The sequence below is a fragment of the Pseudomonas sp. UBA6753 genome (assembly GCF_002453565.1).
Taxonomy (GTDB): domain Bacteria; phylum Pseudomonadota; class Gammaproteobacteria; order Pseudomonadales; family Pseudomonadaceae; genus Aquipseudomonas; species Aquipseudomonas putida_Z.
Genome location: NZ_DKHD01000011.1, coordinates 57,811 through 70,967, shown reverse-complemented (window position 1 = coordinate 70,967; position 13,157 = coordinate 57,811). Strand labels below are relative to the sequence as shown.

Below are 13,157 nucleotides of genomic sequence, written 5' to 3'. Positions count from 1 at the left end.
CGTGCCGCCCGGGCTCGTGCCCGGGCCGGCATGCCCGGGTGGTAGATAATCAGGCCACCTGCTGCACGCTGGCCATGCAAGCTCACCTGCTCTTCCCTACGAGCAAGGTGTTGCGCCATGGATAACCCACTTCTGCAAGATAGCCATATACCCGTCGATTATCCGTCGATCACGCTTCAAAACATGCAAGTTGCCTTCGATCACGTGCTGTTGGCGCACGAGCAAGGCATCGAACGCATCATCCGCGACCAGCAGGCACTGCCAACCTGGGATGACATGGTGCTGGCGGTGGACGGGCTGGATAGTCAGCTTCTGACGGTGTTGTATGCCGCCTCGCCATTGGTTGGTCGGGATGAAGCCTGGGCTGGTGCCATTTCCGACTTCTTCGCCAAGGCTACGGAGCGGTTCGAACAGAAATTCACCAACTCCGCACTGCAGGCCCTGTATGAGCGCTTGGCCAACAGCGACATCGGCAAGCAGCTGGATGCCCAGAAACGCGCTACGTTGCGCTGGCATCTGCACAAGTTCGCCTCCAGTGGCGCATCGCTCGACCCCGCAGGCAAGCTGCGCCTGGCTGAACTGCTGAAACAGATTGGCGCTGCGCGGGAGGCGTTTCGCAGCAACATCAACCGGCCAGGGCTGAGCATCACGGATGAATCTGAACTGAGCGGTGTACCTCAACGCATTCGTGACGAGCTGGCTACAAGGGCACAGGAGGCGGGTGAGCCGGGGTGGTTGATTGCGTGTGAAAGCGTGACCACCGACGCCGTGCTCAAACATGCTGACAACAGGCAGCTGCGCGAGCGCGTGTACCGGGCTTATAACACCCGAGGCGTCGGCCTTGACCAACAGCAGGATAATCGCTCGCACCTGGAGCAACTGGCGAGGCTGCTGGAAGAAAAGGCCCACCTGCTCGGCTTTGCCAGCCATCTGGAGCAGAGCCTGCAGATGAAGAGCGCAGGTTCGGTTGCCCAGGTGCGCGGCTTTCTTCATGACCTGGCCGACCATGTGCGGCCGGCGGTGCTGCAGTGGCGTGCAGATATGCAGCAGCAGGCCTCAGCCAAAGGGCTGGGGAATGTCCAACCCTGGGACATTGCCTACCTGCAGGCCTCGTCGCGCGAGGTGCTTTCCACCGAAGCCTTGCGCGAACACTTCCCGCTGAATGCCGTGGTCAGCGCATTGCAGCAGTTGGCGGAAGAACTGTTTGGTTTAACGCTGCTGGCCAAGCCGCTGGCAACCTGGGATGACAGCGTGCAACCGTTCGAGGTGTGGCAGGACAACGCCTTGATCGGTTTCCTGTACCTGGACGCCGTACAGCATGCCGGCAAGCAACCTGACTCGGTGTTCACCACCTACATTCGCAATCGTCGGGTCGATGCCGAGGGCATCTTCCAGGCGGCCTCGGTGGTGGTCTACAGCGACGTGCCTGCAGCGCTGCCGGGTAGCCAGCCGTTGCTGGACCATCTATCACTGCGCAAGCTGTTCCATGAATTTGGCCATGCCCTGCACCATTTGCTGGTGCGCACGACCAACCACGTGATGTCCAACGTCACCGAACTCGGTACCGATGGCGTGGAACTGTTCGGCAAGCTGTTTGAGCGCTGGGTCTGGGACGCGGATTACCTGGTGGCGATCTCTTCGCCACTTCAGGATGGCAGCAAGCTTTCCCGGGCCCGGGTCGATGAATGCCTGCGCCGCTTGCGGCAGCAAGGTGTGGAGGAAACCGCGCGCGACCTGAGTATGGCGCTGTTCGACCTGGACCTTCATGGCGCACCCAACGATGGCCGATCCCTCGAGCAGCGCCTGGGCGATGCCCGTGAGCTTTGTGGCTACTGGCCCTTGGCCGATTTCGAGCACCCGGCGCATGCCTTCGACCATCTGGTAAACGGCTACGATGCCGGTTATTACGCCTATCTGTGGTCGGACGTGCACGCATTCGACCTGTTCACCCGCTTCGAGGCCCAAGGCCTGCTGGACCGGACTAGAGGCCGGGCGCTGCAGGAGATATTGCTTGCCCCAGGGGCATCGCGACCGTTGCGTGAAGGTTTCGAGCTGTTCCTCGGCCGGCAGTCGAGCCAGCTGCCCTTTCTGCGTTGGCATGGCTTGAAGTGAAGGTGCGCTGACCGGAGGTGCTGGAAAGAATCAGGCGGGCAATATACTGTATATGAATACAGTATCCGGGGTAGGCCATGATTCCTCCAGCACCGCAAAAGGGCCGTGGCACGGCGAACAATCCGCACAACCGCTTTGCCCCCAGCCATTCGGTGGCGGAGGATGACGGCTGGTACCAGGAGGTGCCGCAAACCCAGGGCACCGAGGTGCGGGTAGAGACGGCCAAGTCGGTGATCAGCCGCAACACCTCGCCCGACCTGCCCTTCGACCGCTCCATCAACCCTTACCGTGGCTGCGAGCACGGTTGCATCTACTGCTATGCCCGCCCTTCCCACGCCTACTGGGACCTTTCCCCCGGCCTGGATTTCGAGACCAAGCTGATTGCCAAGACCAACGCCGTCGAGGTGCTCGCGCAGCAGCTGAGCAAACCGGGTTACGTGTGCGCGCCGATCAACCTGGGTTCCAATACCGACCCGTACCAGCCGATCGAACGTGAACAACTGCTGACCCGGCGCCTGCTCGAAGTGCTGCTGCGTTTTCGCCACCCGGTAACCATCGTCACCAAGGGGTCGCTGGTGTTGCGCGACCTCGACCTGCTGGCCGAGATGGCTCGCCAGCGTCTGGTACGGGTGATGATCAGCCTGACCACGCTGGACGATAACCTGAAACGGGTGCTGGAACCGCGTGCGGCGTCACCCAAGGCGCGCTTGCGGGCGATCCGCGTATTGCGCGAAGCGGGAGTGCCGGTGGGCGTGTTGTGTTCGCCGATGATTCCGATGATCAACGACAGTGAACTGGAACGGCTGCTGGAGGCGGCGAGGGAGGCAGGTGCACAGAGCGCAGCCTACATGATGTTGCGCCTGCCGCTGGAAGTGGCACCGTTGTTCGAGCAATGGCTGCAGGACCATTACCCGCAGCGGGCGGCGCATGTGTTGAGCCTGATCCGCCAGAGCCGCGGCGGCGAACTGTATGACAGCCGCTTTGGTGCGCGCATGCGCGGTGAAGGCGTGTTTGCCGAGTTGCTGGCGCAGCGCTTTGCCAAGGCCATGAAGCGGCTGGAGTTCGAGGGGCGAGAAGCGCAGGCGCTGGATTGCTCGGCGTTTTGCCCGCCGGGTGGGCAGATGGCGCTGTTCTGATGTTGGACCCATTGCACGGCCCTTGTGGGAGCGGGCGCGCCCGCGAACACCGGCGCAGCCGGTGCCATGTACCGAGTTGCCTCCTTCGCGGGCACGCCCGCTCCCAAAGGTTCTGTGCAGGTTCCGGGTGTCCGCATGTGGCGCATTGCCAGCCCTCAATGCAACTAATTAAAGTTGATAATTGCAGTAATGGCTCTTGGCAGTTGATGTTTTTTTGCTATTATCCAACACCCGCCTTTCCTATCTGGAACACCCGTTCTAGAGCCTTCGAATTAAGTTTCAGTTAAGTTTTCCCCGCTAGCGTAGGAAATCAGTCTTCACCGACTGTGATCTATGGCCCGTGCGTGTCATCTAAATCCCTGCATAGCCAGAATCTTTCACCGGTAAAATGGATTTACCTACACACCGTCAAGAGGATGAATCATGCCCGTCAAGGACCCATCCAAGGTCGTACCGCAGGTCCCCGCGGAGAGCGCCGATGCCGCCCTGAAGCACATCGTCGACGGCTTCCTGCGTTTTCACCATGACGTTTTCCCTGAGCAGCAAGAGCTGTTCAAGAAGCTCGCCACCGCGCAAACCCCGCGTGCCATGTTCATCACCTGCGCCGACTCGCGCATCGTTCCCGAGCTGATCACCCAGAGTTCGCCTGGCGACCTGTTCGTGACCCGTAACGTCGGTAACGTGGTACCGCCTTATGGCCAGATGAACGGCGGCGTTTCCAGCGCCATCGAGTACGCCGTGCTGGCGTTGAAAGTGCATCACATCATCGTCTGCGGCCACTCCGACTGCGGCGCCATGCGTGCCGTGCTCAACCCGCAATCGCTGACCAAGATGCCGACCGTGTCCGCCTGGTTGCGCCACGCCGAAGTGGCCCGCACCGTGGTCGAGAACAACTGCTCGTGCGGCAGCGAACACGAAACCATGCAAGTGCTGACCAAGGAAAACGTCATCGCCCAGCTGCATCACCTGCGCACCCACCCTTCGGTGGCTTCGCGCCTGGCAGCCGGTGAGCTGTACATCCATGGCTGGGTCTACGACATCGAGACCAGCAAGATCGAAGCCTACGACGCCGCCAGCGATACCTTCCTGCCCCTGGCTGCTGGCGAGCCGGTCCCCTGCGCTACTCCGAGAGGCCGCTACTAAGCGACCCATCCACCCGCTTGAACCTTGATAGCCGGCTGCACCCTGCAGGGGTGTGGCGCGGCCTTCGGCTGCCTTGAATTCCCTGACTGCCTGCCGGCACGCCTGCTGGCGGCCCGCGCCTGCGCGCTCGTCAGGGGCAAACGTGCCCACGGCCAGCGGAATGGCTGTGTGACAGAGAAAGGAGAAACACGGTGAACATTACACAGTTGAAAGCGGCCCTGCCGCGTGAGTTGCTGGCGTCGGTGGTGGTCTTCCTGGTGGCCTTGCCGTTGTGCATGGGCATTGCGATCGCCTCGGGCATGCCGCCGGCCAAAGGCCTGATTACCGGCATTATCGGCGGAATTGTAGTAGGTTTCCTTGCCGGTTCGCCGCTGCAGGTCAGTGGCCCGGCCGCCGGCCTGGCGGTATTGGTGTTCGAGCTGGTACGCCAGCATGGCATGGCCATGCTCGGGCCGATCCTGCTGCTGGCCGGCTTGCTGCAGTTGCTGGCCGGGCGCCTGCGCCTGGGCTGTTGGTTCCGGGTTACCGCGCCGGCGGTGGTGTACGGCATGCTGGCAGGGATTGGCGTGCTGATCGTGCTGTCGCAGGTGCATGTGATGTTCGATACCGCGCCGCAACCATCCGGCATGCAGAACCTGCTGGAGTTCCCGGCGACCGTGGCCGCGGCCCTGCCACAGGAAAGCGCCGGCTCCGGTTGGATGGCCGGTGCGCTGGGCCTGGGCACCATCGCCATCATGTGGGGCTGGGAGCGCCTGCGGCCGCAGCGGCTGCGCTTCGTCCCGGGTGCGCTGCTGGGCGTGTCGGCCATGACGGCCATCAGCATGTGGCTGGCCTTGCCGGTGAACCGCGTACAGGTGCCGGCCGACCTGTCCGAGGCCATCGACTGGATCCGCCCTGGTGACTTGATGCAACTGGCCGACCCTACCCTGTTGGTCGCCGCTTTTGCCCTGGCCTTCATCGCCAGTGCCGAAACCTTGTTGTCGGCTGCAGCGGTTGACCGCATGCACAGCGGCCAGCGTTCGGACTTCGACCGTGAGCTGTCGGCCCAGGGCATCGGCAACATGCTGTGCGGAGTGCTCGGCGCGTTGCCGATGACCGGGGTGATCGTGCGTAGCTCGGCCAATGTGCAGGCGGGTGCGCAGACCCGGGCTTCGGCGATCTTCCATGGCCTGTGGCTGCTGGCGTTCGTGGTGGCGCTGAGCAGTGTGCTGCAGCAGATCCCGGTGGCGAGCCTGGCGGGTGTGCTGGTGTTTACCGGGATCAAGCTGGTGGATTTCAAGGCATTTCGTGGGTTGGGCCGCTATGGCCGCATGCCGATGTTCACCTACGCGGCGACGGCGCTGGCGATCATCTTGACCGACCTGCTGACTGGCGTATTGCTGGGCTTTGCCCTGACCTTGCTGAAGCTGGCACTGAAGGCGGCGCGGTTGAAGATCAACCTGGTCAGCCTGGAGAAGGCTGGGCACATGGAATTGCGGCTTAGTGGCGCGGCCACCTTCCTCAAGGTGCCGGCGCTGACCCAGGTGCTGGATAGCGTGCCGGCGGGGACCACGCTGCATGTGCCGCTGGGTAACCTGAGCTATATCGACCACTCGTGCCTTGAGCTGCTTGAAGATTGGGGCCGCAGTAATTCGGCCAATGGGTCGCGGTTGCTGATCGAGCAGCGGCGCTTGAAGCGGCGGATCGAGGGGCGGATGCGGACTACGGCGGGGGTTGGGGCTTAGAGCCGGAGTCTTTGATTGCCTGATCCGGCCCTTTCGCGGGCATGCCCGCTCCCACAGGTACCGCGCAGGCTTCGAGTCCTGTGTTGAACCTGTGGGAGCGGGCGTGCCCGCGAAGAGGCCGGGCCAGGAACCTCAGGCCGGCTGGCCCAGCTCCACCCCCAGCTGCCGTGACAGGCACGGCCAGCGCTTCCACGCCGCGCCTGTTTCCGGGCTACTCAATTTCTCGCGGTAGGCCTCCACCGATTCCACCGCGAAGCTTTCATCGTTCAACATTTCATCCACCGAGTGGTGCACCACTTCATCCAGCTGGTTGGCAAACGTCTCGCCAATCAACTGGTGGGCAATCAGGTTGGCGACGGTGGTGTCGACCGGGATCAGCGGCTGCTGGAAGTGACGGATGTACAGGTCGTTCACCTCCTCCACCAGGCGATGCGCCAGGTAGGCCTCATCCAGCAGGCAGTCCAGGCCTACATGCCCTTGCATCACGCTGGGCGGCTGCAGGAAGTAGGCTTCGGCGATTTTCAGTACAGGTTTGATCTGCGATTCGATCCCGGCCTCGCGGGCGACCTCATGGGCGGCCTCCAGCAGTTCCGGAACCTGGTCGATGTAGGCGCTGACGAAGCGCGCCAAAGTACCCTGGGCGTCCTGCTCAGGCAGTTGGATCGAGGGGTGCAGGTGGGGCAGTTGCAGCTCGAGACGCTTTTTCAGTTGGCCGGTCTGGCCTTCGTGTTGATGGGCTTGGCTTACCTGCTCGCGTACAGCAGCGATGTTCATGACAACTCCAGGGACATTACGTTTCAAACGGAAGACACTAAATTAGCTCGGTATACAGAATACCTAAGACGTATTTGTTATAAGTCGCGCAAACGTGTGCATGCTCAGGCATATCGAAATGCCATTATTGCGCCATACCCTATCAAGCGCGCGGTTTTCGGGGCGTTCGGCCCTTTCATGAAGTTCATTTCACAGCCTTCGTTGCGTGCCGTTGGTCGCTGTCTATACTCCCGGTGAACGTGATTCGTTGATGAGGCCCAACTGCTTTTAGCAGGGGCTCGGTCGTCGAAGCCAGGCAGTCTTGACCACCGTTCCCTCTTGCCGCAGGCCACGCCTCCGGGACTACAAGAACGAGAAGGGGAACCCGCAATGATGCGACATCCACATGTCTGGATGGGCCTCCTGTTGTGGTCGGTTTTTGGTCAGGCGAACGCCGCCTGGACCGTGAACATGCACCCAGGGGCGACGGAAGTCTCCAACGCCGTCTTCGACCTGCACATGACCATCTTCTGGATCTGCGTGATCATCGGCATCGTTGTCTTTGGCGCGATGTTCTGGTCCATGGTCATCCACCGCCGTTCCACCGGCCAGCAGGCTGCGCATTTCCACGAGCACACCTGGGTGGAAATCCTCTGGACCGTGGTCCCCTTCCTGATCCTGGTAGCCATGGCCATCCCGGCCACCAAGACCCTGATCGACATCTACGATGCCAGCGAGTCGGACATCGATATCCAGGTTACCGGCTACCAGTGGAAGTGGCACTACAAGTACCTGGGCCAGGACGTGGAGTTCTTCAGCAACCTCGCCACCCCCACCGAGCAGATCCACAACAAGGCACCCAAGGACGAGCACTACTTGCTCGAAGTCGACCAGCCGCTGGTGCTGCCGGTGGGCGCCAAGGTGCGCTTCCTGGTAACCGCTGCCGATGTCATCCACTCCTGGTGGGTGCCGGCCTTCGCGGTCAAGCGTGATGCCATCCCCGGCTTCGTCAACGAAGCCTGGACCCGTATCGAGAAGCCCGGCATCTACCGCGGCCAGTGCACCGAGCTGTGCGGCAAGGACCACGGTTTCATGCCGGTGGTGGTCGAGGTCAAGTCCAAGGCCGACTACGACACCTGGCTGGGCGAGCGCAAGGCCGAAGCTGCCAAGCTCAAGGAGCTGACCAGCAAGGAATGGACCCTGGAGGAGCTGGTGGAACGTGGTGACAAGGTCTACCACACCACCTGCGTGGCCTGTCACCAGGCCGAAGGCCAGGGCCTGCCGCCGATGTTCCCGGCGCTCAAGGGCTCGAAGATCGCCACCGGGCCGAAGGAAGCCCATCTGGGCATCGTCTTCCACGGCAAGCCCGGCACTGCCATGGCCGCGTTCGGCAAGCAGCTCTCGGAAGTCGACATCGCCGCCGTGGTCACCTACGAGCGCAACGCCTGGGGCAACAACAAGGGTGACATGGTCACGCCGAAGGACGTGCTGGCGCTGAAGCAGGCAGAAGCGCAATGAACCGGGTTACTCGCGGCAATCAATGGATTGCAGGAGACAGGACATGAGTGCAGTGATCGACGACCACGCCCACGGCCATGACCATGCGCACGGCCCGGCCAAGGGCCTGATGCGCTGGGTGCTGACCACCAACCACAAGGACATCGGCACGATGTACCTGTGGTTCAGCTTCATCATGTTCTTGCTCGGCGGCTCGTTCGCCATGGTGATCCGCGCCGAGCTGTTCCAGCCCGGCCTGCAGATCGTCCAGCCGGAGTTCTTCAACCAGATGACCACCATGCACGGCCTGATCATGGTGTTCGGTGCGGTGATGCCGGCCTTTGTCGGCCTGGCCAACTGGATGATCCCGCTGATGATCGGCGCGCCCGACATGGCCCTGCCGCGGATGAACAACTTCAGCTTCTGGCTGCTGCCGGCGGCTTTCCTGCTGCTGGTCTCGACCCTGTTCAGCCCGGGCGGCGGGCCCAACTTCGGCTGGACCTTCTACGCCCCGCTGTCCACCACCTACGCGCCGGCCAGCGTCACCTTCTTCATCTTCGCCATCCACCTGATGGGCATCAGCTCGATCATGGGCGCGATCAACGTGATCGCCACCATCCTCAACCTGCGCGCCCCGGGCATGACCCTGATGAAGATGCCACTGTTCGTATGGACCTGGCTGATTACCGCATTCCTGCTGATTGCGGTGATGCCGGTGCTGGCCGGTGTCGTGACCATGATGCTGATGGACATCCACTTCGGTACCAGCTTCTTCAGTGCAGCCGGCGGTGGTGACCCGGTGCTGTTCCAGCACGTGTTCTGGTTCTTCGGCCACCCCGAGGTGTACATCATGATCCTGCCGGCCTTCGGCGCGGTCAGCTCGATCATCCCGGCGTTCTCGCGCAAGCCGCTGTTCGGCTACACCTCGATGGTGTACGCCACCGGCGCCATCGCCTTCCTGTCGTTCATCGTCTGGGCCCACCACATGTTCGTGGTCGGTATCCCCGTGGTCGGCGAGCTGTTCTTCATGTACGCCACCATGCTGATTGCAGTGCCTACCGGGGTGAAGGTGTTCAACTGGGTCAGCACCATGTGGGAAGGCTCGCTGACCTTCGAAACGCCGATGCTGTTCGCCATCGCCTTTGTCATCCTGTTCACCATCGGCGGATTCAGCGGGCTGATGCTCGCCATCGCCCCGGCGGACTTCCAGTACCACGACACATACTTCGTGGTGGCGCACTTCCACTATGTGCTGGTGCCTGGGGCGATCTTCGGCATCTTCGCCTCGGCCTACTACTGGCTGCCGAAATGGACCGGCCACATGTATGACGAAACCCTCGGCAAGCTGCACTTCTGGCTATCGTTCATCGGCATGAACATGGCCTTCTTCCCCATGCACTTCGTGGGGCTGGCCGGCATGCCACGGCGAATCCCCGACTACAACCTGCAGTTCGCCGACTTCAACATGGTGTCGTCGATCGGCGCGTTCATGTTCGGCGCCACGCAGATCTTCTTCCTGTTCATCGTCATCAAGTGCATCCGCGGCGGCGCGCCGGCACCGGCCAAGCCATGGGATGGCGCCGAGGGCCTGGAGTGGACGATCCCTTCGCCTGCGCCCTACCACACCTTCCAGACGCCACCGGAAGTGAAATAGGAACCGTGCCATGAACGGCCTTTCGCTGAAACGCCTGGTATTGCGCCTGTTGATGTTGACGGTGGTGATGTTCGCCTTCGGCTTCGCCCTGGTGCCTATCTATGACGTGATGTGCAAGGCCTTCGGCATCAACGGCAAGACCGGAGGGCAGTACGAAGGCAGCCAGGTCAGCGACCCGACGCGTTCGGTGCGGGTGCAGTTCATGTCGACCAATGCCAGCGACATGGTCTGGGACTTCTACTCCACCGCCGACCAGTTGGAGGTCAACCCGGGTGCGGTGAACCAGATGATCTTCATCGCCCACAACCCGACCGATCGGCCGATGAGTGCGCAAGCCATCCCCAGCATCACCCCCGCCGAGGCCGCGGCGTACTTCCACAAGACCGAGTGCTTCTGCTTCACCCAGCAGGTGCTGCAGCCCGGCGAACGCATCGAGATGCCGGTGCGCTTCATCGTCGACCGCGACCTGCCGGCCAGCGTGAAGCACCTGACACTGGCCTACACCTTGTTCGACATCACCGCTCGCCACCCGCCGGTCGCGCATGTCGCGGCCCAGGACGTCCAGGGCGCCCGTTAAGGGAAGGAGAACAGCAATGGCAAGTCATGAGCACTACTACGTTCCGGCGCAGAGCAAGTGGCCGATCATCGCCACCATCGGCATGTTCATCACGGTGTTCGGCCTGGGTACCTGGTTCAACGACATGAAGGCCGGCCACCCCGAGTCGCACGGGCCGCTGATCTTCTTCATCGGCGCGTTGTTCCTGGCCTACATGCTGTTCGGCTGGTTCGGTTCGGTGGTGCGGGAGAGCCGCGCGGGGCTGTACAGCCCGCAACTGGACCGCTCGTTCCGCTGGGGCATGAGCTGGTTCATTTTCTCCGAGGTGATGTTCTTCCTGGCCTTCTTCGGTGCGCTGTTCTACGTGCGCGTGCTGGCCGGGCCGTGGCTGGGCGGTGAAGGGGCCAAGGGTGTTGCGCACATGTTGTGGCCGACCTTCGAATTCACCTGGCCGCTGCTGCACACGCCCGACCCGAAACTGTTCCCGCCGCCCAAGGAAGTGATCGACCCGTGGCACCTGCCGCTGATCAACACCATCTTGCTGGTCAGCTCCAGCGTGACCATCACCATCGCCCACCATGCCCTGCGTCGCGGCCACCGTGGCCCGCTGAAATTCTGGATGGCGCTGACCATCGTCCTGGGCGCCAGCTTCATCGCGTTGCAGGCCTACGAGTACCACGAGGCCTATACCAAGCTGGGGCTGACGCTGGGGTCGGGTATCTACGGCGCGACGTTCTTCATGCTCACCGGCTTCCACGGCGCGCACGTGACCTTGGGCACGATCATCCTGATCGTGATGTTCGTGCGCATCTTGCGCGGGCATTTCAACCCGGAGAAACACTTTGGTTTCGAGGCGGCCAGTTGGTACTGGCACTTCGTCGATGTGGTGTGGGTGGGGTTGTTCATCTTTGTCTATGTGCTGTGAATAGAGAACCCTGTGGGAGCGGGCGCGCCCGCGAATGCGTCGGTACATTCAACATCGCATTCGCGGGCATGCCCGCTCCCACAGGGTCAGGTGAAAACTTCAGAAAGGGGCATGAGATACGAGCTGACCGCTGATGAAGCCCCAGGCGACAAGGCCGATGGTCAGCGCCGCCAGGGTCACTCGCACGGTCAGCGCTTTCAATAAACGGGTCGAGTTTTCATCGTCCTTGACCAGAAACACCAGGCCGCTGAACAGGCTGGCAATCGTGGCCAACAGCATCAGGACAATCGCGGCCTTGAGCATGGCGATACTCCGGGGGGATGCGGTGATGTGGATAAGTATAGCGATCGGCCCGACGAGGCTCCGATGAGGCCGTTCCGTCCGGGCTGGGTACCAACCCTGGTGGTGCTTGCGCTGCTGCCGGGGCTGATAGCGCTTGGCTGCTGGCAACTCGGCCGTGCCGAGGAAAAGCGCGTGCTGCTGGCCGCCTATGCCGAGCGGCGGGTCGAAGCGCCCGTGGCCACGGCCCAGCTGACAGCGAACCAGGACAATGCTTTCCGCCGCGTGCATCTCTATGGCCGCTTCGACGCCGAGCACAGCCTGCTGCTGGACAACCGCATGCGTGATGGCCAGGCCGGTGTCGAGCTGCTGCAACCCTTCCATGATCAGGCCAGCGGCGTGTGGCTGTTGGTCAACCGCGGCTGGCTGCCCTGGCCGGACCGCCGCGTGCCGGTGCATTTCGATACCCCTGCCCAGGCGTTGGCGCTGGACGCTTCGGTGTATGTCGCGCCTGGCAGCACGTTCCAGCTGCATCCCGACCCTGCAGGCGGCCTGTGGCCGCACCTGCTGACTGCCGTGGATGCCGCGCAGCTATGGCAACAGCTCGATCGCGAAGGCTTCGCCCATGAGCTGCGCCTGGAACCCGGCCCGGCGACCTATCGCCTGGACTGGCCGGTCGTTGCCATGGGCCCGGAAAAACACCTGGGTTACGCCGTGCAGTGGTTTGCCCTGGCAACCACTTTGGTACTGCTCTACCTCTACTCCGGCTGGCACCACAACAAGGAGAAACGCCATGGCCACCGCCACTCCACTGGAAGTGCCTGAACGTAGCAAACCCAGAGCCCGCGGGCGTTTGCAGCTGCTGCTGATTCTGCTGGTGGTGCTCGGGCCGATGGTTCTGGCCACCAGCATGTACAAGCTCAAGTTCTGGGTGCCGGACGGCCGCAGCTACCACGGCGTGATGATCGGCAACGGTGAGAGCCTTTCCGATATCGGCGTGGCGGGCCAGGACGAGCGCTGGCAGCTGCTGGTGAGCGCACCCACAGCCTGTGTCGAGGATTGCCAGCGGCTGGTGTACCTGGCCCGGCAGATCCAGGTCGGCCTGGGCCGTGATGCCAGCCGTGCCAGCCATGCCCTGGCGGCCGCCCAGCCGGCAAGTGCCGACTACCAGGCGTTGCTCGGCCGCGAATACCCACAGTTGCAGCGTTACCCGCTGGATACGCAACGCTACCTGCAAAAGGTCGGCGAGGCCGGCCCGCAGCTGTGGATCGTCGACCCACACGGCAACCTGGTGCTGCGCTACGACGCCAAGGTCAACGGCAAGCATGTGCTGGACGACCTGCGCCACCTGCTCAAGCTGTCCAACATCGGCTAGGAG

General features: G+C 62.5%; 12 protein-coding genes. 10 read left to right on the top strand and 2 right to left on the bottom strand.

The features are described from left to right. Positions 1–117: 117 nt before the first annotated feature. The 4 genes from B2790_RS05370 to B2790_RS05355 all read left to right on the top strand — a co-directional run bounded on the left by B2790_RS05370 (position 118) and on the right by B2790_RS05355 (position 6,115). Entirely contained in the window at positions 118–2,112 is a 1,995-nt protein-coding gene (locus B2790_RS05370; RefSeq protein WP_286918415.1) for a M3 family metallopeptidase, read from the top strand. 77 nt (positions 2,113–2,189) lie between these two features. Then, positions 2,190–3,248 (top strand): PA0069 family radical SAM protein, encoded by a 1,059-nt coding sequence (locus tag B2790_RS05365; protein ID WP_286918414.1) that lies wholly within the window; start codon positions 2,190–2,192, stop codon positions 3,246–3,248. Positions 3,249–3,671: 423 nt separating this feature from the next. Next, complete coding sequence (locus tag B2790_RS05360; protein ID WP_013970295.1) at positions 3,672–4,391, top strand: carbonic anhydrase; 720 nt, start codon at positions 3,672–3,674, stop codon at positions 4,389–4,391. 191 nt (positions 4,392–4,582) lie between these two features. Next, on the top strand, positions 4,583–6,115 hold the full coding sequence (locus B2790_RS05355; protein WP_286918413.1) for a SulP family inorganic anion transporter: 1,533 nt from the start codon (positions 4,583–4,585) through the stop codon (positions 6,113–6,115). A 132-nt stretch (positions 6,116–6,247) separates the two neighbouring features. On the opposite strand, the gene B2790_RS05350 is transcribed toward B2790_RS05355, so the two are convergent. Next, positions 6,248–6,889, bottom strand: coding sequence for a hypothetical protein (locus B2790_RS05350; protein WP_043935172.1), 642 nt, complete (start codon positions 6,887–6,889; stop codon positions 6,248–6,250). Between the two features lie 369 nt (positions 6,890–7,258). Between B2790_RS05350 and coxB the strand changes: the two genes are divergently transcribed. Genes coxB through B2790_RS05330 form a run of 4 tightly spaced genes read left to right on the top strand, consistent with a single transcriptional unit; the run spans position 7,259 to position 11,500 of the window. Then, complete coding sequence (gene coxB / locus B2790_RS05345) at positions 7,259–8,386, top strand: cytochrome c oxidase subunit II (protein WP_015268462.1); 1,128 nt, start codon at positions 7,259–7,261, stop codon at positions 8,384–8,386. Positions 8,387–8,429: 43 nt separating this feature from the next. Beyond that, the gene (ctaD, locus tag B2790_RS05340) at positions 8,430–10,019 is read left to right on the top strand and encodes a cytochrome c oxidase subunit I (protein WP_286918412.1); all 1,590 of its coding nucleotides are present in this window, start codon (positions 8,430–8,432) and stop codon (positions 10,017–10,019) included. Positions 10,020–10,029: 10 nt separating this feature from the next. Continuing rightward, positions 10,030–10,596 carry a cytochrome c oxidase assembly protein gene (locus B2790_RS05335; protein WP_015268464.1) on the top strand — a complete coding sequence of 189 codons (567 nt, stop codon included), beginning with the start codon at positions 10,030–10,032 and terminating at the stop codon, positions 10,594–10,596. A 16-nt stretch (positions 10,597–10,612) separates the two neighbouring features. Next, a complete protein-coding gene (locus tag B2790_RS05330) occupies positions 10,613–11,500 on the top strand; it encodes a cytochrome c oxidase subunit 3 (RefSeq protein ID WP_003258926.1) in 888 nt (295 codons plus the stop codon). A gap of 99 nt (positions 11,501–11,599) precedes the next feature. Here B2790_RS05330 and B2790_RS05325 read toward each other — a convergent pair whose 3' ends face one another. Then, a complete protein-coding gene (locus tag B2790_RS05325) occupies positions 11,600–11,803 on the bottom strand; it encodes a twin transmembrane helix small protein (protein ID WP_003258925.1) in 204 nt (67 codons plus the stop codon). Between the two features lie 63 nt (positions 11,804–11,866). On the opposite strand from B2790_RS05325, the gene B2790_RS05320 reads away from it, so the two are divergent. Together B2790_RS05320 and B2790_RS05315 are read left to right on the top strand one after the other, a co-directional pair. Next, complete coding sequence (locus tag B2790_RS05320) at positions 11,867–12,604, top strand: SURF1 family protein (RefSeq protein WP_286918411.1); 738 nt, start codon at positions 11,867–11,869, stop codon at positions 12,602–12,604. Further along, positions 12,573–13,154: a hypothetical protein gene (locus tag B2790_RS05315; protein WP_286918410.1), complete on the top strand. Its 582-nt coding sequence runs from the start codon at positions 12,573–12,575 to the stop codon at positions 13,152–13,154. The genes B2790_RS05320 and B2790_RS05315 overlap by 32 nt, the downstream gene beginning before the upstream one ends. Positions 13,155–13,157 lie beyond the last annotated feature (3 nt).